This is a genomic window from Candidatus Competibacter denitrificans Run_A_D11 (assembly GCF_001051235.1).
GTDB classification, from domain to species: domain Bacteria; phylum Pseudomonadota; class Gammaproteobacteria; order Competibacterales; family Competibacteraceae; genus Competibacter_A; species Competibacter_A denitrificans.
Window position 1 is genome coordinate 88,743 of sequence record NZ_CBTJ020000027.1, and the last position, 20,249, is coordinate 108,991.

Genomic DNA, 20,249 nt, shown 5'->3' on the forward strand with positions numbered 1-20,249 from the left:
GGCAAACAATTGCCAAGAAACACGGAGCCAATGTCTGGCCACTTAACCGCAGGGCCTTATAATCCACTTTTCGCTACCATGGCAACCGGGGGGATGATGGCTAAGTATGACGTGTACGGGATCGGCAATGCGTTAGTGGATATGGAATACGAGGTGACAACTGCTGACCTCGAAGCGCTTAGTCTCACCAAGGGAGTCATGACCTTGGTGGATCAAGAGCAGCAGAGCAAAATGATGCAGCATCTGGCCGCATACCCTCACCACCGCAGTTCGGGCGGCTCAGCGGCCAATTCAATGATCGCCATTTGCCAATTCGGTGGGACCAGTTTCTATTCCTGCAAGGTGGCGAGCGACGAACTGGGCCATTTCTATACCAGCGACCTGTGCGCGGGTGGGGTCGATACCAACCATCAGCGCACAGAGAGCGAGCCGGGGCACACCGGCCGCTGTGTGGTGCTGGTCACACCGGATAGTGACCGCACCCTCTGCACCTTTCTGGGCATCAGCAGCGAACTGTCGGCTGACGATCTGGTCGAAAACGCCCTGCTCGACTCGGACTATTTTTACATGGAAGGGTATTTGGTGACATCGCCCGCTGCTCGTCAAGCGTGCCTGACCGGCAAACGCCTGGCCGAAACTGCCGGGGTTAAAACCGCTATCTCACTCTCCGATCCCAATATAGTGCGGTTTTTCAAAGATGGCCTTCTGGAGATGATCGGCTCTGGCGTCGATCTGCTGTTCGCTAATGAGGATGAAGCCTGCGGTCTGGCGCAGACCACCGATCCGCAACACCCGGTCGATTATCTGAAAACCCTGAGTCGGGAGTTCGTAATCACGCGCGGGGCCAAGGGTGCGCTGGTTTGGGATGGCCACGATTTACTGACTATTGATCCGATCCCAGTCGCGGCGGTGGATACGGTCGGCGCCGGGGATCTGTTTGCGGGCGCTTTCCTCTACGGCCGGGCGCGGGGATGGGATCATCGTCAGGCCGGAGCATTGGCCTCGACTGCGGCCGCTGAGCTGGTCACCCGCCTGGGGCCGCGCTTACCGCCGGCTGAAGCCAAGGCGATCCTGCAACGCTTCCTGTAACTGGCCAGGCCATGCTGGCTATGACTCTCGCTTGAGCCGATATAAATCGCGTGTTTTCAAGGCCCGCCCGCGCAAGTGTTCCGTTAAGGCTGCGCGGGTTAAACGCTTGATATCCTTGAGCACAGACGGATCGGATAAGGTCTCATCCCGCAGCGCGAGCAAGCTGCGGCCTGAAATCGATACGCCCATTTGAGTCTGGCTAACCGGCAGTGGCCCCTGATCCAGCACATAACGGTAGTGCCCCTCAGCGACAATCGGTGCCCCACTACCCGCTTCCCGATCCAGGGTAAGACCATAGCCCAGTTCGGCCAACAGTCTTTTTTCGAAGCGCCGCAGCGCCGGTTCCGGCTCAGGCGCTGCTACAAGTTCAGCCAAGAGCGCTCCATAAGCAGCGAATAACTCCGGTAACGGATCTTGGCGTGGCAATAAGCGCACAAGCAGTTCATTAGCGTAAAGGCCAGCCAACACCCGTGCGGGAGCCAAAGCCACCGCCGGCCCGTTTTCCTCAGCAGCGGTCAGGGTAGCCAACTCGCCGGCACCCGCCCAAGACAGCAGCAGCGGTACGAACGGTTGCAAGAGTCCCTTGAGGCGGGAGCGGGAATTTAGGGCGCCTCGGGCCACCAAGCCGACCCGGCCACTCTCACGGCCGAATGCTTCCAGGAGCAAGCTGGTATTTAGATAGGGCCGGCGGTGCAGAACAAAGGCCGGCTGCAACGCAATCCGTGTACGCGCTACCGGCGTCACGAGAGCCGCTTAGCGGGTTCCAAAGTCGGTGTAGCCCAAACTGCGCAGGGCTTGCTCATCGTCCGACCATCCCTCTCGGACTTTGACCCAGGTCTCCAGAAAGACCTTCCGGCCAAAAGTGCGTTCCATCGACTCGCGCGCTTGGCGGCCCGCTTCTCGCAGAGTGGCGCCGCCTTCCCCGATCACAATGCCCTTTTGCGTCTCACGCTCGACCCAAATCACAGCACCAATGCGAGTTAACCGCTCAGTTTCGACGAAATGCTCAATCTCAACCGTCAGCGCATAGGGCAATTCCTGACGCAGCAATCGGGTTAGTTTTTCGCGGAGCAATTCGGCAGCCAAAAACCGCTCGCTGACCGTGGTGAGCTGATCAGGCGGAAAGAGAAAATCCCCTATAGGCAGCAGCGTGATGATACTGCGCTCCAGCGCTGCCACGTTGTCCCCGACCAGCGCCGCCAAGGGCACGATCTCAGCGAAAGTACGCTTTTGGGCCATCTCCGCCAGAAACGGCAGCAAGCGGGATTTATCTGCGATGCGATCAATCTTATTCACCGCCAGCACCACCGGTCCGGAAAAATCCGCCAGTCGTTTGAGAACAGCAGTATCTTCCTCGGTCCAGCGCAAAGCTTCGACTAAAAAGATAACGACATCGGTGTAGCCCAGCACACTGGTCGCCGCCCGATTCAGATAGCGGCCCATCGCTCGTCCGACCTGACGGTGCAAACCCGGCGTGTCCACATAAACAATTTGTGCCTCCGGCAAGGTCTGAATACCGAGCAGGACATGTCGGGTTGTCTGCGGCTTTGGCGCGGTGATACTAAGTTTCTGGCCGATAAGACGGTTCAATAACGTCGATTTGCCGACATTGGGCCGGCCGAGCAGCGCCGCGTAACCGGCGTGAACCGGTATTGAACCGGTCATTGGATTTGCCCTAGCATTTGGCGGGCAGCCTCTTGTTCCGCCTTGCGGCGGCTGCTACCCGCTGCGACAGCCCGCGTATCAGCCACTGCGCATTCCACCGTGAAATATTGTTCGTGCGGCTCGCCACGCACTTCCAGCACAGTGTAGACCGGCAACGCCTGCTGCCGAGCTTGCAAATACTCTTGCAGGCGAGTTTTGGGATCTTTCAATTCACTGGCGCTAGCCAGCCGTTCCAGCCAATCCCGATAAAGCCGCACGATTAAGTCGCGGCAGGCCGCCAAGCCACCATCTAGATAGACAGCGCCGAAAATCGCTTCCATGGTATCCGACAAAATCGATTCGCGCCGGAAGCCGCCACTCTTCAATTCACCAGGCCCCAGGTTTAGCCAATCTCCCAGCTTCAGGCTACGGGCCAGTTCGGCTAAGGTTTCCCCTTTCACCAAGCTGGCCCGCAAGCGGCTTAGCTCACCTTCGCTGGCTTTCGGGTAGTGCTCGAACAGGTATTCGGCAATCACCAGGCTCAGCAAGGCATCGCCCAAAAATTCGAGCCGTTCATTATTGCGCACTGAGGCACTGCGATGTGTCAGCGCCTCATCCAGCAAGTCGGGTTGCTGGAACGTGTAACCGAGGCTGCCGCACAACTGGGAAATAGGAGGAATCACGGACTCAGCGGAATCGATTCGTTGACTTTAAGGACCACGAATAATTTGTAAAACAATTCTCGCTCATCCTGATAAACCAGGTCGATTACGCGGCCGCTGCGGTCATTCCTGACTTTGAGATCGCTCGCTTTTATATTTTCGACATAGCCGATATCAAATCGCTTTTGAATTCCGTTATGGATGTCCTGTGCGCTCATCTGCGCAAGCTGAGGCTCCTTACGGATACTCTCGACTGTTGATTTAATTGAGTAATACTGGATATACATCGGCACTACCTTCATCCCGATCAGCGCAATAAACGCGATGACGATGATCAGCAACAGCATACCGATCACGGTCATGCCCCGCTGCCTATTAGCGCCCGCTTGTCCGTTGCACTGTTGGCTTATTTTCATCATGACACGCTCCCCTCGTTTATCTGATACCGTTACCGATTCGGCCGCAGTGGCCATTAAACGTGATGCAATCCAAATTCATCCAAATAAAAAACGCCTTGCCGATCAGATTTTCTTCCGGCACCAGGCCCCAATAGCGGCTGTCGGCGCTGTTATCGCGATTGTCACCCATGACAAAAAAATGCCCGGCTGGCACCTGATAAGACCAAGCCATTGAGCCATCTGGTTCCCGCTGGAGTTGTAGCCCGGACCACAGTCCCGCCACCCCCCAACGGCCATTAGCCAACATTTGGATCTGATGGGTCACCTCACCCAATTGCTCGGTGAACTGCCGATAGCCGGTTTCGGCTGTACCCCCGTTGACCAGCGGTGTTAAGGATACCGCCTGACCGTTGATAACTAGCTGACCCTGGCGATACGCCAGGCGGTCACCGGGTAAGCCGACCACGCGCTTGATATACGCTACCGCCGGTTCAAGCGGGTAGCGAAATACCACCACATCTCCCCGCTTCGGTTGACCATTCTCAATAAGTTTCGCATTAAGCACCGGCAAGCGTAGCCCATAAGCGAACTTGTTCACCAAGATAAAATCGCCCTTGAGCAAGGTCGGCACCATCGATTCGGAAGGAATCCGAAAAGGCTCCACGACAAACGAGCGCAAGATTAGCACCGCCAGAATAACCGGGAAAAACGATTTTGATAAATCGACATACCACGGCAATTTTAGAGCGGTCGCCGGTACTTGCGGGGCGCTTTCAGAATCGCCGACATTGACACGGGTGCGACGTGGGGCCAGCACCAACGCATCCAACAACCAGATACCACCGGTCAAAATCGTTAATGCGACCAAAACCGCTGCAAAATCAATATTCATCGCTAAGATATTCCACGGACGAGATCCAAAAGGTCATGAATTTTTCTCCATTTGCAGCACAGCCAGGAAGGCTTCCTGCGGAATTTCCACTTTGCCGACCTGCTTCATACGTTTCTTACCCGCCTTCTGCTTTTCCAACAGCTTGCGCTTGCGGCTTACATCACCGCCGTAGCATTTAGCCAACACATTTTTACGCAGCGCCTTGACCGTGGTGCGAGCGATGATCTGGCTGCCGATGGCGGCTTGGATCGCCACTTCGAACATTTGCTGAGGGATCAGTTCCTTGAGCTTGACCGCAAGATCGCGCCCTCGGTATTGAGCTTGCTCGCGATGGACGATGACCGACAGAGAATCGACACGCTCGCCGTTGATGAGTACATCCAGCTTGACCAAGGGGGCCGCCTGAAACCGCTCAAAACTGTATTCGAACGAGGCAAAACCCCGGCTGATCGACTTTAGGCGGTCAAAGAAATCCAACACCACTTCGCTCATCGGCAACTCGAAACTCAGTTGCACCTGACCACCGGCGTAATGGAGGTTACGCTGCACACCGCGCTTTTCGATACACAAGGTGATGATCGCGCCCAGATAATCCTGTGGAGTCAGAATATGCGCTACGATGATCGGTTCACGAATTTCGGAAACTTCATTCGTTGGCGGTAATTTAGCGGGATTATCAATCGTGAAAATTTCGCCGCCGACCGTCATCACTTCGTAAACGACCGTCGGCGCGGTCGTTACCAAATCGAGGTTGTATTCCCGCTCCAACCGCTCCTGGACGATCTCCATGTGCAACAGTCCCAAAAAGCCGCAGCGGAAACCGAAGCCCATCGCCTGCGAAGTTTCCGGCTCGAAGTAGAGCGAGGAATCGTTCAGGCGCAGCTTTTGCAAAGCCTCGCGCAAGTTACCGAAATCGTCTGACTCGACTGGGAACAAGCCAGCGAACACACGCGGTTGCACTTTCTGAAAACCAGGCAACGGTTCGGCGGCCGGCCGATCAACGCTAGTGAAGGTATCGCCGACCGGCGCACCATCAATGTCTTTAATCCCCGCGATGACATAGCCGACCTCTCCAGCACCGAGGCGGGGCCGTTCACCACGCTTGGGGGTAAAAATGCCAACTGATTCCACTTGAAACGCCCGGCCGGTAGACATCACCTGAATTTTCTGTTTGGGGACGATCCAGCCGTCTACCACCCGGACCAACGAAATCACCCCAACGAAATTATCAAACCAGGAATCGACGATCAGGGCCTTGAGCGGCCCATCGGGATGACCTTGCGGCGCTGGGATACGTTGGACGATTTCCTCCATCAGTTCCACGACGCCCAAACCGCTTTTGGCGCTAACCCGTAAGGCGTGATCGGCATCCAGGCCAATAATGTCACCGATCTCGTGGGCCACCCGCTCCGGGTCAGCCGCCGGCAGATCGATCTTGTTAAGAACGGGGAGCACCTCTAATCCCTGTTCGATGGCGGTGTAGCAGTTGGCCACACTCTGCGCCTCAACACCCTGCGCCGCATCCACCACCAGCAAGGCCCCTTCGCAAGCAGCCAGCGAACGGGACACCTCGTAGGAGAAATCCACATGGCCAGGTGTATCAATGAGGTTGAACAGATAAGCACGACCATCGCGGGCCGCGTAATGCAGCGACACGCTCTGCGCCTTGATGGTAATGCCCCGCTCTCGTTCCAAATCCATCGAATCGAGCACTTGGGCTGCCATCTCCCGCTCGCTCAACCCGCCACACATCTGGATGAAACGGTCGGCCAGCGTGGATTTACCATGATCGATGTGCGCGATGATCGAAAAATTGCGAATGTGATCCATGAATTTACAGCGACTCCGACCCGCCCGGTGGGCCTTTTACGTCAGCGCCAAACCGGTTGGCCCAATAAGCGAAGCCCCCGCCGCCGTCGGGCGCGGAGGCTTAATGCTAAGCTTGTAACCGTGGGATTATAACGTTACTGCGGCAAAGATAATACGCGATTGGTTGCTAACGGGCGTAAGACCACAGGCTGATAGCGAACATCGTTCTGCCAACGCTGTGACAGAATACGAACCGCCAGCAATCCAAGGACAAGACCCAGCACGCCGCAGACCACGACTAATTCCTCACCTGCGGACGCGAAGGCCGCCTGACCGAGCAGCGCTCCGGCAAACAGCAACACCAAGGGCAGGAGATAAACGAGCAACGCCCCGCGCACCAGAGCACCCTCGGCCATGCCAACCCAGACCTCATCTCCAGGTCGGAGTGATGCATCCGTCACCACCCGCACTCGCATCGGCTTGCTACCCCACAGTTTTGTCAGAGCCGCTGTGCCGCAGCCATCGCTCGTGTGGCATCCGCTACAGGCCGACTGCCGGCGAATCTCCAGCCACGCATACCGTTCGCCGGTTTCCGTCACGACTGCGCGCTGTTCGATCACTTTTTGGCTTCCCCTGTGGGATTGGGGAGGCTTTGGGGATTTTCGGGAGCATACGAAATCGCGCTAGCGATAATTTGTACGGTGGCAGCCGGCACTTCCCCTACCACCAGGATCTGAAAATTGTCCAGTCGGGTTCCGAATGCGTTCATGGAGCCTAGCCGCGATTCTCCTTGCAGTAAGGGTGATGCTCCATCCAAGCGCTCAATGAACACCGAAACCGTCGCCAAGCCATCGGCGAAAACCATATGCTCGGTTGGATGTTGACCAGCAGCATCAGCAACCCGATTGTGCAAGATTTTGACGAAGCCTTCCGGTAAGTGCGTCACACTCCAGGCGGAATGCATGACCGGTTGGCCTACGGCCGCTTCGCCGGTACCGACAATGGTTTGGGGCGCTGGCCGCGATCCAGGATCTTCCGCAGCCGATGGGGGCCGCAAAAGAGCTTCGTCGATTTGTGGCTTGGTGTGCAGATCGGTGAACATCAACTGTTCAATCGGATAGCCCTTCTCATCCAGCAAAGCGGAACGCAGCAACATCCCGTCACGCCGATCCAGCCATAAACGATAACCGTAGCGCAAGGCGTCGCGCGGCTTGATGGCCACTACTCGCGCCTCAAGGCCAGCCACCCGACTCTCACCCTCCATCTGAAAATCATAGCGATTTTCCAGCCGACCCAAATCACCGGCGACCGAGACCGGAAGACGTGAATGCCGATAGGTACTGTCGAGCAACGTGGCTTTTGGGGCAGGCAACAACGAAATGAGCGCGTTGCTGGTTACTAAGATATCGCGGGGAGGGCCGGTCAGTGAAGTCAGCCGCTGCCGCTCACCCTTTGAAGTGCGGCCGTGCACGATCCGCATTGCCTCGACATGGGGTCCCTGAACGTAGATGAAGGTTCCTTCATAATTGAGGTTTTGCGACGCATGAATCATCCGCTCCAGCCACTGCTTGGCATCCTCTGCAACGGGTTGGGCGCAAACGGTGGACAATGCAGAACCGGCGGCCAAAACCACGATGGCCCAGGGCAATAAAGGCCGCTTCATTGGAAGCTTAGCGCTCAGTTTGATACCCGACCATGCGCACGTAGGGCAACACACCCTTCATTCCATTCAATGACGCATAGCTATTATGGCTGACCAAGTAGTTATTCAACCGGACCTGCGCCGGATCACCCGGCCGGGTCGCCTCTTGGTCGGTAGCCGCCACGAGAGTTGCGGTCGGGGCAGGAATGACGCTGGACATCGGTGCAACGGCAAATTGCGGGGCCGCTGAGACGGACAGCGGTTTATCGGTTTGCGCCAGCCTGAAGCCAAACAGCGCCACCGCCATCACCGAAGCCGCCAGCCCAAATCGAGCGGCGGGCTTATACCAAAGCGGTGGCGGCTTGACGGCGGACGCCGGCGGTTCTACATCGATCATCTGGCGGATATGTGCGGCAAAACGAGCGTCGAACGCATCCGGCAAATGACCTTGTAGTGCGTCGCTGATCAGATGATAGCGTTCCCATCGCGCCCGGGCTTCATCATCCCGGATCAAGCGGCGCACTACCAAATCGACCTCTCTGCCGGCCAGTTCGCCATCAATGATGGCCGAAATTTGACTGGCGGCAACGGGGAGTTCGTTTGGGTCGGACGTTAATGGGCGTATAGCCGTTCTTTCAGCCATGGCTCTCATCTCGAAACTAGTTTAACAGTGGGTGCAATTTGGCGTCGATTGATTCGCGGGCCCGGAAAATCCGCGAGCGCACCGTACCAATCGGACAACCCATGGTTTGGGCGATTTCTTCATAGCTCATTCCCTCAAGCTCGCGCAGGGTGATCGCCGTGCGCAAATCTTCCGGCAATTCTTCAATGACCTTAAAAACCGTCGCCGCGATCTCATCTTTCAGCAATAACCGTTCGGGGGTTTCATACTCTTTTAACTGAGATTCACCCTCGTACTGTTCGGCCTCTTGCGCGTCGATATCGGACCCCGGCGGGCGCCGGCCCTGAGCAACCAAATAGTTCTTGGCCGTATTGATGGCGATGCGATAAAGCCAGGTATAAAACGCGCTATCCCCACGAAAACCTGGCAAAGCCCGATAAGCCTTGAGAAAAGCCTCCTGAGAAACATCAAGGGCTTCGCTAGGATCGTTCACATAGCGAGAAATCAGCTTGATGATCTTGTACTGATACTTGCGCACCAGCAGATCAAACGCGCTTTTATCGCCCTTTTGCACTCTTTGGACCAGATCGCGATCCAAATGAACTTCGCCCATTCGGGCTGGCCCCTTTCGGCTCAATGGCAATCTCCGTGCGCTCATGACGGTAGACAGGTGCTGTTACCGTTAGTTCGCAGTCATGCCGAGATATGGTTATAGTGTGACAATCGAGTGGCGGAACGAACCCAAGACCCGGAACGAATCTCCGGAGTCAGCCTATCTACAACGATACCCGATTCAAGGAGTCACCCACAAGCCATGTCCACGTCCTCCGTCTCTACTGATGTGCTGATCATCGGCTGCGGCGCTGCCGGTTTGAGTTTGGCGTTGCGACTGGCGGATGGCGCGCGCGTCGTCGCTCTGGCCAAAGGCCCACCGTATGAGGGCAGCACCCATTATGCCCAGGGCGGCGTATCGGCGGTGTTCGATGTCGGTGATTCCATTGAGTCGCACGTAGAGGATACGCTGATTGCGGGAGCGGGTCTGTGCCATACCGATGCGGTACGGTTTACCGTGGAGCACGGCCCAGCCGTCATCCGCTGGCTCAGCGAGCAAGGGGTACCATTCACCATGGAACCCAGCCTTGAGGGTAGCGTGGACTATCACTTGCACCGTGAAGGAGGCCACAGTCACCGGCGCATCGTCCACGCGGCTGATGCCACCGGCCGAGCGATCCAGACTACCCTACTGGATCGTGCGCGCCAACACCCCAATATTACCCTGCACGATCATTACAGCGTGGTCGATTTGATCGTCGGCACCAAATTGGGTCTGACCAGCAACCGTTGCCTGGGCGCCTATGTCTTAAATCGTACCAGCCAGCGCGTCGAAGTGATCGCCGCGCGCTTCGTGGTGTTGGCCACTGGCGGCGCCAGCCGGGTTTATCTGTATTCCAGTAATCCGGACGTTTCCACTGGCGATGGCATCGCTATTGCGTGGCGAGCCGGTTGCCGGGTGGTAAACATGGAATTCATGCAATTTCATCCCACCTGCCTCTATCACCCACAAGCTAAATCCTTTCTGATTTCCGAAGCCGTGCGCGGCGAGGGCGGCGTCTTGCTATTACCGGATGGCAGCCGCTTCATGCAGAATTTTGACCCACGCCAGGAACTTGCCCCACGCGATATCGTAGCCCGCGCCATCGACCATGAAATGAAACGGCTAGGTGCCGAATGTTTGTATCTTGATATCAGCCACAAGCCAGCTGATTTTGTCCGTTCCCATTTTCCTAATATCGACGCCAAATGCCGGGAGTATGGCTTCGATATGACCAAGGAGCCGTTGCCGGTGGTGCCCGCCGCCCACTACACCTGTGGCGGCGTATTGACCGATCTGGCTGGGCGCAGCGATCTGGAAGGGCTTTACGCTATCGGTGAGGTCGCTTTCACCGGCCTGCACGGTGCCAACCGCATGGCCAGCAATTCCTTGCTTGAATGCCTGGTGTTCGCTGCTGCCGCCAATGTCGATATCCGCGCTCAACTGCCCAGCGTGCCCGCTCCTCCCGCTCTGCCGGAATGGGACGAAAGCCGCGTCACCGACTCGGACGAAGAAGTGGTGGTTGCCCATAACTGGCAAGAGTTGCGCCGGTTCATGTGGGATTACGTCGGCATCGTCCGCACCAACAAGCGTTTACAGCGCGCCAAGCACCGGGTAGAGCTGCTGCTGCGTGAAATCGCTGAATATTATGGCAATTTCCGAATCGACAATAATTTGATCGAATTGCGAAATTTGGCCTTGGTTGCAGATTTGATCATCTGCTCGGCGCTGGAACGCAAGGAAAGCCGAGGACTGCATTACACCCTTGACTATCCAACCGTGAACGAAACTTCGCCACCCCGCGATACCATCCTGGTGCCCGATCACTTTGCCGGTAAAGAATGGTCGCCGCAGTGGGGCAAGCCGGTCTGACCAGGCTAAACCGACCTTAGCGGTGTGCGCTATCGGTGGTCTCCGCCCCCCGCCGGATGCGCAGCAAAACCCGTAACCGGCGCAGGCTGTCCGGGCTGGCAGAATCGGGCAATAGGGTTAGCGACCGGTACCGATTGCCTTCCAACCGGAAGTTGAGGATTATGAGGACGGGATGGCCATAGCCATCGACCAGTTCTGCGGTGAGGATAACGCCGGTGCCGGTTTCCAGCCGCCAGCATCCGTCAAGCCAGGCGATGCGCACAATAGACTCATGTCGGCGTGGCCCATTGCCAAGCCAGAACCAGAGCAGTGACAAACCCAAACCCAGGCTAAAACTTGCCTTGAGCCAGATCGGTATAACAGCAATCAGGACAGCGGTAACAGCCAACAGATGGGCGATGCTGACACCGATGAGCAAATAGCGCGACGGCTGAAGCTCGACCGTAAAATCAGGCAAATGGCGCATGTTGGCTCGGTGAGCATCATCGCCCTCTGGCCCTCCCACCATCACGGCTGCTCAGTGCTCAGAACGCAGGGCGCGGCCATTCGGCTTGCAAAAACGCCGGTAGTTACCGCTCAAAGCGGGTCAGGCTCGTTGAGTAAGGTCCGCATGGCATCGACCACCCGCGCCATCACCGCATCCGGCGGCGTGGCCCGCCCGACCATATAGCTCATCAGCAGCGGATCTTGCAGTTCCAAGATCTCTGCAAAGGCCCGTTGTTCCTCCACCGAGGCGTCAGGGTAATATCGCTCCAAATACCCCAGCGTCAGCAAATCCAACTCCTTCATGCCGCGCCGGCAACGCCAACGCAATTTACCCATTTCTTCGGTCACAGTCAGTTCTCCTGCCAAGAAAAACCCCCCGTCTAGGATAGACGAGGGGTCGAGGTTGACAACAGCGATGCGGAAGCCGCAGCGAATTAGCGCCGTTCCACCATCAATTTCTTGATCTCCGCAATGGCTTTCGCGGGATTCAAGCTCTTCGGGCAGGTCTTGGTGCAGTTCATGATGGTGTGGCAACGATACAGCCGGAACGGGTCTTCCAGATTGTCTAGGCGCTCACCGGTGAACTCATCGCGACTATCCACAATCCAGCGGTACGCCTGCAACAGGATGGAAGGTCCAAGATAGCGTTCGCCATTCCACCAATAGCTCGGACAACTGGTCGAGCAACACGCACAAAGGATGCACTCATACAGCCCATCCAGCTTGGCACGATCTTCCTTGGATTGCAGGCGCTCCCGCGCTGGCGGCGGCGTGATCGTCTGCAACCAGGGCTTGATCGAAGCATATTGGGCGTAAAAATGGGTCAGATCTGGCACCAAATCCTTGACGACCGCCATGTGCGGCAGCGGGTAAATTTTCACCTCGCCGGTAACGTCATCAATCGCCTTGGTACAGGCCAAGCTGTTGGTGCCGTCGATATTCATCGCACATGAGCCGCACACCCCTTCACGGCAGGAGCGCCGGAAGGTCAGGGTGGGGTCCATCTCGTTTTTGATCTTCAGTAAGGCATCCAGCACCATGGGGCCGCAGGCCGCCAGATCCACTTCATAGGTATCCATCCGTGGGTTTTCGCCACCATCGGGGTCCCAGCGGTAGATGTGGAAGCGCCGGACGTTTTTGGCACCGGTCCCCGCATAATAGGTCTTACCGGTGCCGATGACGGAATTAGCCGGAAGATTGAATTGAGCCATGGCGTCATCCTCTCAGTAAGTGCGCTTCTTGGGTGGAATGTACTCCACCTCATCGGTCAGGGTATAGGTATGGACCGGCCGATAGTCGATGGTAACGCCGCCCTTGGCATCCAAGGACGCCAGAGTATGCTTCATCCACTGTTCGTCGTTGCGATCCGGGTAATCCTCGCGGGCATGACCACCACGGCTTTCGGTGCGATTGTACGCGGACTTGATCGACACCATGGCGCAACCGAGCAGGTTATCCAGTTCCAGCGTCTCGACCAGATCGGAATTCCAAACCATGCCACGGTCGGTGACACCGACATGCTCGAAGCCGGCATAGACCTCTTCCAGCAGATTGATGCCTTCAGCCATCGAATCGCCGGTACGGAACACCGCCGCGTGATTCTGCATGGTCCGCTGCATCCGCATCCGCAAACTGGCCGTCGGATTTTCACCCTTGGCGTTACGCAGCCGGTCGAAGCGGTCAACGACCTTATCAATCGCCGCCTGGGGTGCCGCTTTGTGCGGCGTATTGGGCTGAACCAGCTCAGCGCAACGGATGGCGGCGGCACGGCCGAATACCACGATATCGAGCAGTGAATTTGAACCCAACCGATTGGCGCCATGGACCGACACGCAGGCAGCCTCACCAATGGCCATCAAGCCGGGGATAATGTGATCAGGATTACCGTCCTTGAGAATCACCACTTCGCCGCGATAGTTGGTGGGGATGCCGCCCATGTTGTAATGAACGGTCGGCAATACCGGCGCTGGCTCCTTGGTCACATCCACGCCCGCGAAGATGCGCGCGGTCTCGGCGATGCCCGGCAAGCGCTCGTTGATGACGCCGGCGCCCAGATGTTCCAGGTGCAGATGGATATGATCCTTATGCTCGCCAACGCCGCGCCCTTCACGGATTTCAATGGTCATGGAGCGGCTGACCACATCGCGCGAGGCTAAATCTTTGGCGTTTGGCGCATAGCGTTCCATGAACCGCTCGCCGTTGGAATTGGTCAGATAACCGCCCTCGCCCCGACAACCTTCAGTCATCAGACAACCGGAGCCGTAGATACCCGTCGGGTGGAATTGGGTGAATTCCATGTCTTGGAGCGGCAAGCCAGCGCGCAACACCATGCCGTTGCCATCGCCAGTGCAGGTGTGGGCGGAGGTTGCCGAGAAATAGGAGCGGCCATAGCCACCGGTGGCCAATACCGTCTGATGGGCATGGAAAACGTGCAGCGTACCCTCGGACAGATCCCAAGCCACCACACCGCGACACGCCCCGCTGTCGTCCATGATTAAATCCAGGGCGAAATACTCGACGAAAAATTCGGCGTTATGGCGCAGAGCCTGCTGATACAGCGTATGCAGAATGGCGTGACCGGTACGATCAGCCGCCGCGCAGGTCCGTTGAGCGGTGCCTTCACCGTAGTTGGTAGTCATGCCGCCAAACGGCCGCTGGTAGATTTTGCCCTCTTCAGTGCGGGAGAACGGCACACCGTAGTGCTCCAGTTCGATCACCGCCGGAATGGCTTCGCGGCACATGTACTCAATGGCGTCTTGATCGCCCAGCCAGTCGGAGCCTTTCACAGTGTCGTAGAAATGCCACTGCCACAGATCCTGACCCATATTGGCCAGCGCCGCCGACATGCCGCCCTGCGCCGCGACCGTGTGGCTGCGGGTGGGGAAAACTTTGGTCAAGCACGCTGTCTTCAGGCCCTTCTGGGCCATGCCGAAGGTCGCGCGCAAACCCGCACCGCCCGCGCCGACCACGACCACATCGTAGTTATGATTGATTAATTTGTATGCGTTGGACATGAAACCTCAGCCTCCAGTGGTGGGCGTCAGGCGAGCGCGATTTTAAGCACGCTGATGATAGAGATGGCGCCCAGCAAAAACAGCGCGAACTGTGTCACAAGCAGCGCGACATACATGGCCCATTCCGGCCGGACATAATCCTCGTAGATGACCTGCATACCCAGTTTGGCGTGATACAACACCGTCACCAGGAAAGTCACCATCAGTCCAGCGTTGAGCGGCCTGCTCAGCCATTGCTGGAACACCGCATAATCGACACGCGAATAGGACAGCATGGAAAACGCGAACCAGACGACCAATGGCACCAGGGCAATGGATGTGACCCGTTGCATCCACCAATGATGGGTGCCATCTTTGGCGGTGCCCAGGCCGCGAACGTGAGCGAGCGGGGTACGAAGACTCATAGCGTTTCTCCTCAAGATCCGGCGATCAGCCAGCACAGCACGGTCAGGATGATGGATGACGAAACCACCCACCGGCCGGATTTCTCGGCGTCTTTCATCTCAAAACCATAACCGGCATCCCAGAATAAGTGCCGAATCCCGTTGGCCATGTGATAGAACAGCGCCCACGTCCACAAAAACAGGAACAACTGTCCCAGCATCGACCCGATCACGGCCTGCGCGTGCTTGTAGGCTTCGGGACCGAGCGCGGCGGCGGCCAGCCAGTACACCAGCAGCAGCGTGCCGACCACCAGACCGGCACCAGTGGCGCGGTGGGTAATAGACAACACCGAGGTCATTTGCGGTTTGTAATAAGGGCCGATCATGAACGGCGACAGCGGCCGCTTGTTGGCTGACATAGGTCTCTCCTCTAGTTATAAGTGGGAAAGTCAGACACTTTTTGTGCAATGCAAAACAGGGAGAATGCTACGCCCATTTTGAGGGTCTTCACAATGGGAAGCACGGAACCGAGCGATGATCGACCGAGGCGCCAAAACCCGCCAAGGCAGCGCAGGTCGGCTAGAAATCGATGCAACGCCCGGCTTTTTCCCAATCGCCATAGCGGGTGGGTTCGGGGCCTTTAGGGCCACCGTATTCCTTTGGCTTATCGGGTTGTTGGGGGGGTTGCGATCCGGCAGGCGTTGGCGACGACTGCGGCGGTAGTGTTGTCTGTGTATCGTTCTTATTCATGACAACTCACTGAAGCGGGTTAAGGGATGGTTTTAGGCCGCCATCCTCACCCCAACCACCAACGCCTTCCCCAGAAATTCCAGAGAGAGTACCCTAGCGTGGCGGTGGGAAATTAGTCTATATTCTTAAGGGATATTATGCCGCTCGTAGCCGCTAAACGCAATTGACGGGCGGCTCCCATCCCAAATCACGCCAGCTTGCTTGAAGTTAGCAATCTAACCGGAGTTGAGCCGATGAACGCGGAATGGAGCACATTTCTGGCGCGGGTGGGCGCTGTGTTGGCACCAAATCAGGTGGCAAGCTTCGGGCGGCCGGATCGGGAATTGCAGCAGGCGCTGACTGACGACATTTGTTGCGACTTATCGCACCAGGGTGTGATGGCTGCGCGCGGCCCCGACAGCGAAACTTTCCTGCAAGGCCAATTCACCTGCGATGTGCGCCGTGTCACCGCCGAGCATAGCCTGATCGGTGCCTATTGCACGCCCAAAGGCCGCGCGCTGGCCTGCTGCCGGATCTTTCTTCATGATCAGATCCATTACCTGGAGCTACCCCGTTCGTTGCTGGAGCCAACGCTGACCCGCTTACGCAAGTATGTGATGCGAGCAAAAACGGTGCTGGAGGATGCAAGCGACACGATGGGGCGCATGGGGATCGCCGGCCCGCAAACCGCGCGCCTCTTGAATCACCATGGCCTGATCGTTGATGAAACGATGGCGCCGGATGCCGTACAGCAGACAAACCACCTGACCCTCATCCGCCTCCCCGGCCCTATACCCCGCTTTGAGATCCACGGCCCGGCTCAGCAACTGGCAGAGGTCTGGCAGGCGCTCAGTACGAGTGTTGCGCCGGTTGGGGCTGAAGCATGGCGGTTGCTCGATATCCTGGCAGGTATGCCAGTCGTTTATCCAGAAACGGTCGAAGCCTTTGTGCCACAAATGCTTAATCTAGAGAGCCTGGATGGCATCAGCTTCCAGAAAGGCTGCTATACCGGCCAAGAAATCGTGGCGCGCGCCCACTATCTTGGCAAACTAAAACGGGGGATGGTGCTAGCGAGGGTGGATAGCCCGACTCCGCCGCATCCTGGCGATTCGCTATTTTCATCGCCAGCAGGCTCTAATCAGAACGCCGGACAACTGGTCGATGCCGCTCGCCATCCCAATGGTGGCTACGCCGTGCTGGCGGTGGTCTTGCTGGAGATTGCCAACGAGGGCGTGCTGCACTTGGGCGATGCCAGCGGACCACCACTCCGCCTAGAGCCGTTACCCTACTCCGTTGCAACCACCCGCTAATCGTCGGCGACCAGCCAACCGCCCAATTCCTGCCAGCGATTGACGATCAGACAAAACAATTCCGCCGTGCGCTCGGCATCGTAGATGGCTGAATGGGCTTCGCGCTCATCCCAGTGGATACCTGCCGCATGGAGCGCCCGTGCCAGCACCGTTTGGCCATAAGCCAGCCCGGCCAGGGATACCGTATCGAAGCTGCTGAATGGGTGAAATGGGTTGCGTTTGATCTTGGCACGAGCGGCCGCTGCATTCAAAAACGCCAGATCAAAGAAGGCGTTATGACCCACCAGCACAGCACGGGTGCAACCGGTTTCACGCATTTCACGACGCACCTCACGAAAGATGGCCTCCAGCGCCTCGCTTTCCGGCACCGCGAACCGAAAGGGATGATCCGGGTCGATGCCGTTGACCGCCATGGATGCCGGGTCCAGCCGTCCTCCGGCAAAGGGCTGCACATGGTGGGCTAAGGTTCCGGCAGGTTGCAGGCGGCCCTGCCAATCCATGCGGACAATGACGGCGGCGATTTCGAGTAAGGCGTCCGTCTGGGCGTTGATGCCACCGGTTTCGACATCAATGATAACCGGCAAAAAACCTCGGAAGCGGCGGGCGATGAGCGTGTTGGGAGCAGGTTGGTTCATCGCGCCAGCATAGCGGATAGCGCCCGGAAACGCACCGTGCGGCTTTTTTGTGGTTCAACCCGGCGTATTGTGCGTTACCCAACGGGGACCGGTCGTGGTCTCCTCGCGTTTCCAGAATGGTGCTTTGGATTTCAGTTCTTCCATGATGGCTCGACAGGCGGCGAACGCTGCCGCCCGATGGGCAGACCAGACGGCCACCAAGACGATGGGATCGTTCGGTTGCAACGCACCGACCCGATGAATCAGCAGCGCATCCAATAACGTCCATTCGTCAGTGGCCGCCGTTACGATTCGTTGCAAATGGCGTTCGGTCATGCCGGGATAGTGCTCCAGCGTCATGCCGGTAACCGGACTCTGGTCGTTGTAATCGCGCATGGTGCCGATGAAGATGGCCGTGGCGCCGTATCGGCCTTGCAGTTCCCGCTGATTGGCTTGATAGCGCGCCAGCTCGGCCAGAGGATCGAAAGGCGTTGCGCGCAACTCGACCCGCATCGCTTATCCTCCGGTCACCGGTGGGAAAAATGCCACCTCATCACCATCATTGACAGGCTGCGCCGGTTGGGCGTAGTCCATGTTGACCGCTATCAAGGTATTGGGCGGTAAGGGCATCTCTGGCCAAAGAGTGGCCCAAACTTCGGCGGCCGTCATCTCCCCGACCAGCGGCAGCCGATCTTCAGCACGGCCCAAGCGGTCGCGCAAGCTGGCAAAATATTTGATGTGGATCGTCATGTATCTGCCTCACTTTGAGCTTTTTAAGTGCCAGAACCGGGAAATAGTTCGGCCAGATCGATGATGGCATCGGGGCATAAGATCGGCGCGATTTGGCCGGTGCGGCGGCAATCCCGCTGCTGATACTGGCCGTTGATTGGCTCGCGGTAGATTTCTAGTTGCCGATTTTGAATATCGAGCAGCCAGACTTCCGGGATGCCGTTTCTGGCGTACAGCGGAATTTTGACATCGCGGTCGTAATGGAGGGTGCTATCTGAAACCTCTACAAGAAGCAGTACATCTTCGGAATGAGGATTGGATTGTTCGTAATCGTCTCCCCGCCAGCGCAGGATCGAAAGATCAGGTTGAGGCTCGGCATAGCCACCCAATACGACGGGATTCTGCACCGAGATGATGGCTTTATCGCCGATCACTTTTGAAAACAGGCGAGTCAATCGATTGACATTGCCTCCATGAAAACTCCCAATTGGCGCCATTTCGATGATCTCTCCGTCAATCAATTCTACCCGCGAGTCTTCGTTCAATAAGCCAACTTCCGCCATACGGTGAAATTCGCCCACGGTCCAGCGATGGCGCGGTACGTTCATTAATTCTCTTTCTATCAAGGGAGTTGACATAGATTTCTCTCCTGATCAAAAACATTGATTAACCTAATGGGATGCGATCATTTGCCCATTCCCGACTCAAGGCCAGTAGCCGCCGTAAAATTTCCTCATCAGTCAAATCCGCCGGCCAACCCTGCGATTGAAACCGATGAGCTTGCGGTATAGTAACGGTTCATTTTGCCATACCGGCGGTGTATTTCGTTGGAGCACCGCTCTACTTCTTCAAGGCGCAATCCATGCCCCTCAAAACCGTCAACGTCGGCCTGATCCAGCAAGCGTGCGGCGCCGACCGCAACACCAATCTGGCTGAAAGCATCAACGGCATTCGTGAGTTGGCCGAACACGGCGCGGAATTGATCGTGTTGCCGGAACTGCACGCGCATTCCTACTTCTGCCAACTCGAAGACCCGACGTCATTCAATTTGGCCGAACCGATTCCCGGCCCCACCACCGACGCGCTCGGTGCTATCGCTCGCGAGTTAGGCGTGGTGATCGTCGCCTCCGTGTTCGAGCGGCGTGCGGCGGGACTGTACCACAACACTGCCGTGGTGCTGGAACGCGACGGCCACATCGCCGGCACCTATCGCAAAATGCACATTCCCGACCACCCCGGCTATTACGAAAAATACCACTTCACCCCCGGCGATCTTGGCTTTACCCCCATTGATACCTCGGTCGGCCGACTTGGCGTGCTGGCGTCTTGGGATCAGTGGTTCCCGGAAGCGGCACGCTTGATGGCGCTAGCTGGTGCGGATTTGTTGCTGTACCCCACCGCTATCGGCTGGAATCCCGACGATGAGGAGGAGGAGCGGCAGCGCCAGTGGGAAGCCTGGATCATCGCCCAACGGGCACACGCCATCGCCAACGGTATCCCGGTAGTGGTTTGTAATCGCGTCGGCTCTGAAGACGATCCGTCCGGTCAAACCCCCGGTATCTCCTTCTGGGGTACCAGCTTCATCGTCGGCCCACAAGGCGAATGGCTGGGCACGGCTTCGGCCGAAGAACCCGCCACGCTGGTGGCCGAGGTGGATTTGAGCCGTTCTGAAGAGGTGCGGCAGGCGTGGCCGTATCTGCGCGACCGGCGCATCGACGCTTACGCGGGTCTGTTGAAACGCTATCTGGATCGCTGAGAGAAC

25 protein-coding genes are annotated in these 20,249 nt (G+C 57.4%); 4 read left to right on the forward strand and 21 right to left on the reverse strand.

Annotated features, from left to right (window positions below; genetic code table 11):
* Positions 1-96: 96 nt before the first annotated feature.
* Positions 97-1,089: an adenosine kinase gene (locus BN873_RS05235; RefSeq protein WP_048671635.1), complete on the forward strand. Its 993-nt coding sequence runs from the start codon at positions 97-99 to the stop codon at positions 1,087-1,089.
* 18 nt (positions 1,090-1,107) lie between these two features.
* On the opposite strand, the gene recO is transcribed toward BN873_RS05235, so the two are convergent.
* The 10 genes from recO to rpoE form a co-directional block, all read right to left on the reverse strand.
* Positions 1,108-1,833 (reverse strand): DNA repair protein RecO, encoded by a 726-nt coding sequence (recO, locus tag BN873_RS05240; protein ID WP_071244011.1) that lies wholly within the window; start codon positions 1,831-1,833, stop codon positions 1,108-1,110.
* A gap of 9 nt (positions 1,834-1,842) precedes the next feature.
* A complete protein-coding gene (gene era, locus BN873_RS05245; RefSeq protein ID WP_048671348.1) occupies positions 1,843-2,754 on the reverse strand; it encodes a GTPase Era in 912 nt (303 codons plus the stop codon).
* Positions 2,751-3,416, reverse strand: a complete 666-nt coding sequence (gene rnc / locus BN873_RS05250; RefSeq protein WP_071244013.1) for a ribonuclease III — start codon at positions 3,414-3,416, stop codon at positions 2,751-2,753. Before rnc ends, era begins: the two co-directional genes overlap by 4 nt.
* Positions 3,413-3,868, reverse strand: coding sequence for a DUF4845 domain-containing protein (locus BN873_RS05255; RefSeq protein WP_082161101.1), 456 nt, complete (start codon positions 3,866-3,868; stop codon positions 3,413-3,415). Before BN873_RS05255 ends, rnc begins: the two co-directional genes overlap by 4 nt.
* Positions 3,831-4,685: a signal peptidase I gene (gene lepB, locus BN873_RS05260; protein ID WP_048671354.1), complete on the reverse strand. Its 855-nt coding sequence runs from the start codon at positions 4,683-4,685 to the stop codon at positions 3,831-3,833. Before lepB ends, BN873_RS05255 begins: the two co-directional genes overlap by 38 nt.
* A 33-nt stretch (positions 4,686-4,718) precedes the next feature.
* Entirely contained in the window at positions 4,719-6,515 is a 1,797-nt protein-coding gene (gene lepA, locus BN873_RS05265; protein ID WP_048671359.1) for a translation elongation factor 4, read from the reverse strand.
* Between the two features lie 134 nt (positions 6,516-6,649).
* A complete protein-coding gene (locus BN873_RS05270; RefSeq protein WP_048671363.1) occupies positions 6,650-7,114 on the reverse strand; it encodes a SoxR reducing system RseC family protein in 465 nt (154 codons plus the stop codon).
* Entirely contained in the window at positions 7,111-8,157 is a 1,047-nt protein-coding gene (locus BN873_RS05275; RefSeq protein WP_048671368.1) for a MucB/RseB C-terminal domain-containing protein, read from the reverse strand. The genes BN873_RS05270 and BN873_RS05275 overlap by 4 nt, the downstream gene beginning before the upstream one ends.
* 7 nt (positions 8,158-8,164) lie before the next feature.
* A complete protein-coding gene (locus BN873_RS05280) occupies positions 8,165-8,779 on the reverse strand; it encodes a sigma-E factor negative regulatory protein (RefSeq protein ID WP_048671371.1) in 615 nt (204 codons plus the stop codon).
* A gap of 16 nt (positions 8,780-8,795) precedes the next feature.
* Positions 8,796-9,371: an RNA polymerase sigma factor RpoE gene (rpoE, locus tag BN873_RS05285; protein WP_048671373.1), complete on the reverse strand. Its 576-nt coding sequence runs from the start codon at positions 9,369-9,371 to the stop codon at positions 8,796-8,798.
* Between the two features lie 201 nt (positions 9,372-9,572).
* Between rpoE and nadB the strand changes: the two genes are divergently transcribed.
* Positions 9,573-11,222, forward strand: coding sequence for an L-aspartate oxidase (gene nadB, locus BN873_RS05290; protein WP_048671376.1), 1,650 nt, complete (start codon positions 9,573-9,575; stop codon positions 11,220-11,222).
* 16 nt (positions 11,223-11,238) lie between these two features.
* On the opposite strand, the gene BN873_RS05295 is transcribed toward nadB, so the two are convergent.
* The 7 genes from BN873_RS05295 to BN873_RS19340 all read right to left on the reverse strand — a co-directional run bounded on the left by BN873_RS05295 (position 11,239) and on the right by BN873_RS19340 (position 15,855).
* On the reverse strand, positions 11,239-11,688 hold the full coding sequence (locus BN873_RS05295; RefSeq protein ID WP_139031647.1) for a protein YgfX: 450 nt from the start codon (positions 11,686-11,688) through the stop codon (positions 11,239-11,241).
* Between the two features lie 110 nt (positions 11,689-11,798).
* Entirely contained in the window at positions 11,799-12,056 is a 258-nt protein-coding gene (locus BN873_RS05300; RefSeq protein ID WP_242434373.1) for an FAD assembly factor SdhE, read from the reverse strand.
* An 86-nt stretch (positions 12,057-12,142) separates the two neighbouring features.
* Positions 12,143-12,919: a succinate dehydrogenase iron-sulfur subunit gene (locus BN873_RS05305; protein WP_048671380.1), complete on the reverse strand. Its 777-nt coding sequence runs from the start codon at positions 12,917-12,919 to the stop codon at positions 12,143-12,145.
* Positions 12,920-12,931: 12 nt separating this feature from the next.
* Positions 12,932-14,722 carry a succinate dehydrogenase flavoprotein subunit gene (gene sdhA / locus BN873_RS05310; RefSeq protein ID WP_048671383.1) on the reverse strand — a complete coding sequence of 597 codons (1,791 nt, stop codon included), beginning with the start codon at positions 14,720-14,722 and terminating at the stop codon, positions 12,932-12,934.
* A 26-nt stretch (positions 14,723-14,748) separates the two neighbouring features.
* A complete protein-coding gene (gene sdhD, locus BN873_RS05315) occupies positions 14,749-15,126 on the reverse strand; it encodes a succinate dehydrogenase, hydrophobic membrane anchor protein (RefSeq protein ID WP_048671385.1) in 378 nt (125 codons plus the stop codon).
* 11 nt (positions 15,127-15,137) lie between these two features.
* A complete protein-coding gene (gene sdhC, locus BN873_RS05320; RefSeq protein ID WP_048671387.1) occupies positions 15,138-15,524 on the reverse strand; it encodes a succinate dehydrogenase, cytochrome b556 subunit in 387 nt (128 codons plus the stop codon).
* A 160-nt stretch (positions 15,525-15,684) separates the two neighbouring features.
* Positions 15,685-15,855 carry a DUF1674 domain-containing protein gene (locus tag BN873_RS19340; protein ID WP_082161103.1) on the reverse strand — a complete coding sequence of 57 codons (171 nt, stop codon included), beginning with the start codon at positions 15,853-15,855 and terminating at the stop codon, positions 15,685-15,687.
* 233 nt (positions 15,856-16,088) lie between these two features.
* Between BN873_RS19340 and ygfZ the strand changes: the two genes are divergently transcribed.
* A complete protein-coding gene (ygfZ, locus tag BN873_RS05325; protein WP_053085243.1) occupies positions 16,089-17,144 on the forward strand; it encodes a CAF17-like 4Fe-4S cluster assembly/insertion protein YgfZ in 1,056 nt (351 codons plus the stop codon).
* On the opposite strand, the gene rnt is transcribed toward ygfZ, so the two are convergent.
* From rnt to BN873_RS05345, 4 genes are read right to left on the reverse strand one after another with little or no spacing between them, the layout of a single operon-like run.
* Positions 17,141-17,779, reverse strand: coding sequence for a ribonuclease T (gene rnt, locus BN873_RS05330; RefSeq protein ID WP_048671390.1), 639 nt, complete (start codon positions 17,777-17,779; stop codon positions 17,141-17,143). The genes ygfZ and rnt overlap by 4 nt on opposite strands.
* Before the next feature lie 54 nt (positions 17,780-17,833).
* Positions 17,834-18,271 (reverse strand): molybdenum cofactor biosynthesis protein MoaE, encoded by a 438-nt coding sequence (locus BN873_RS05335; RefSeq protein ID WP_048671392.1) that lies wholly within the window; start codon positions 18,269-18,271, stop codon positions 17,834-17,836.
* Positions 18,272-18,274: 3 nt separating this feature from the next.
* Complete coding sequence (locus BN873_RS05340; RefSeq protein WP_048671394.1) at positions 18,275-18,508, reverse strand: MoaD/ThiS family protein; 234 nt, start codon at positions 18,506-18,508, stop codon at positions 18,275-18,277.
* A gap of 23 nt (positions 18,509-18,531) precedes the next feature.
* Complete coding sequence (locus BN873_RS05345) at positions 18,532-19,125, reverse strand: Uma2 family endonuclease (protein WP_242434374.1); 594 nt, start codon at positions 19,123-19,125, stop codon at positions 18,532-18,534.
* A 224-nt stretch (positions 19,126-19,349) separates the two neighbouring features.
* On the opposite strand from BN873_RS05345, the gene BN873_RS05350 reads away from it, so the two are divergent.
* Positions 19,350-20,243, forward strand: a complete 894-nt coding sequence (locus BN873_RS05350) for a carbon-nitrogen hydrolase (RefSeq protein WP_048671397.1) — start codon at positions 19,350-19,352, stop codon at positions 20,241-20,243.
* The last annotated feature ends 6 nt before the right edge of the window (positions 20,244-20,249 follow it).

Excerpts from the sequence above, each read along its gene's own strand:
- rnt (WP_048671390.1), bottom strand. The coding sequence starts at position 17,779 with ATGAACCAACCTGCTCCCAACACGCTCATCGCCCGCCGCTTCCGAGGT.
- BN873_RS05345 (WP_242434374.1), bottom strand. The coding sequence starts at position 19,125 with ATGTCAACTCCCTTGATAGAAAGAGAATTAATGAACGTACCGCGCCAT.
- era (WP_048671348.1), bottom strand. The coding sequence starts at position 2,754 with ATGACCGGTTCAATACCGGTTCACGCCGGTTACGCGGCGCTGCTCGGC.
- sdhC (WP_048671387.1), bottom strand. The coding sequence starts at position 15,524 with ATGTCAGCCAACAAGCGGCCGCTGTCGCCGTTCATGATCGGCCCTTAT.
- ygfZ (WP_053085243.1), top strand. The coding sequence starts at position 16,089 with ATGAACGCGGAATGGAGCACATTTCTGGCGCGGGTGGGCGCTGTGTTG.
- lepA (WP_048671359.1), bottom strand. The coding sequence starts at position 6,515 with ATGGATCACATTCGCAATTTTTCGATCATCGCGCACATCGATCATGGT.
- sdhA (WP_048671383.1), bottom strand. The coding sequence starts at position 14,722 with ATGTCCAACGCATACAAATTAATCAATCATAACTACGATGTGGTCGTG.
- nadB (WP_048671376.1), top strand. The coding sequence starts at position 9,573 with ATGTCCACGTCCTCCGTCTCTACTGATGTGCTGATCATCGGCTGCGGC.
- BN873_RS05275 (WP_048671368.1), bottom strand. The coding sequence starts at position 8,157 with ATGAAGCGGCCTTTATTGCCCTGGGCCATCGTGGTTTTGGCCGCCGGT.
- BN873_RS05295 (WP_139031647.1), bottom strand. The coding sequence starts at position 11,688 with ATGCGCCATTTGCCTGATTTTACGGTCGAGCTTCAGCCGTCGCGCTAT.
- BN873_RS05335 (WP_048671392.1), bottom strand. The coding sequence starts at position 18,271 with ATGCGGGTCGAGTTGCGCGCAACGCCTTTCGATCCTCTGGCCGAGCTG.
- BN873_RS05340 (WP_048671394.1), bottom strand. The coding sequence starts at position 18,508 with ATGACGATCCACATCAAATATTTTGCCAGCTTGCGCGACCGCTTGGGC.
- rpoE (WP_048671373.1), bottom strand. The coding sequence starts at position 9,371 with ATGGGCGAAGTTCATTTGGATCGCGATCTGGTCCAAAGAGTGCAAAAG.
- BN873_RS05305 (WP_048671380.1), bottom strand. The coding sequence starts at position 12,919 with ATGGCTCAATTCAATCTTCCGGCTAATTCCGTCATCGGCACCGGTAAG.
- sdhD (WP_048671385.1), bottom strand. The coding sequence starts at position 15,126 with ATGAGTCTTCGTACCCCGCTCGCTCACGTTCGCGGCCTGGGCACCGCC.
- BN873_RS05235 (WP_048671635.1), top strand. The coding sequence starts at position 97 with ATGGCTAAGTATGACGTGTACGGGATCGGCAATGCGTTAGTGGATATG.
- BN873_RS05280 (WP_048671371.1), bottom strand. The coding sequence starts at position 8,779 with ATGGCTGAAAGAACGGCTATACGCCCATTAACGTCCGACCCAAACGAA.
- BN873_RS05350 (WP_048671397.1), top strand. The coding sequence starts at position 19,350 with ATGCCCCTCAAAACCGTCAACGTCGGCCTGATCCAGCAAGCGTGCGGC.
- BN873_RS19340 (WP_082161103.1), bottom strand. The coding sequence starts at position 15,855 with ATGAATAAGAACGATACACAGACAACACTACCGCCGCAGTCGTCGCCA.
- BN873_RS05255 (WP_082161101.1), bottom strand. The coding sequence starts at position 3,868 with ATGGCCACTGCGGCCGAATCGGTAACGGTATCAGATAAACGAGGGGAG.
- lepB (WP_048671354.1), bottom strand. The coding sequence starts at position 4,685 with ATGAATATTGATTTTGCAGCGGTTTTGGTCGCATTAACGATTTTGACC.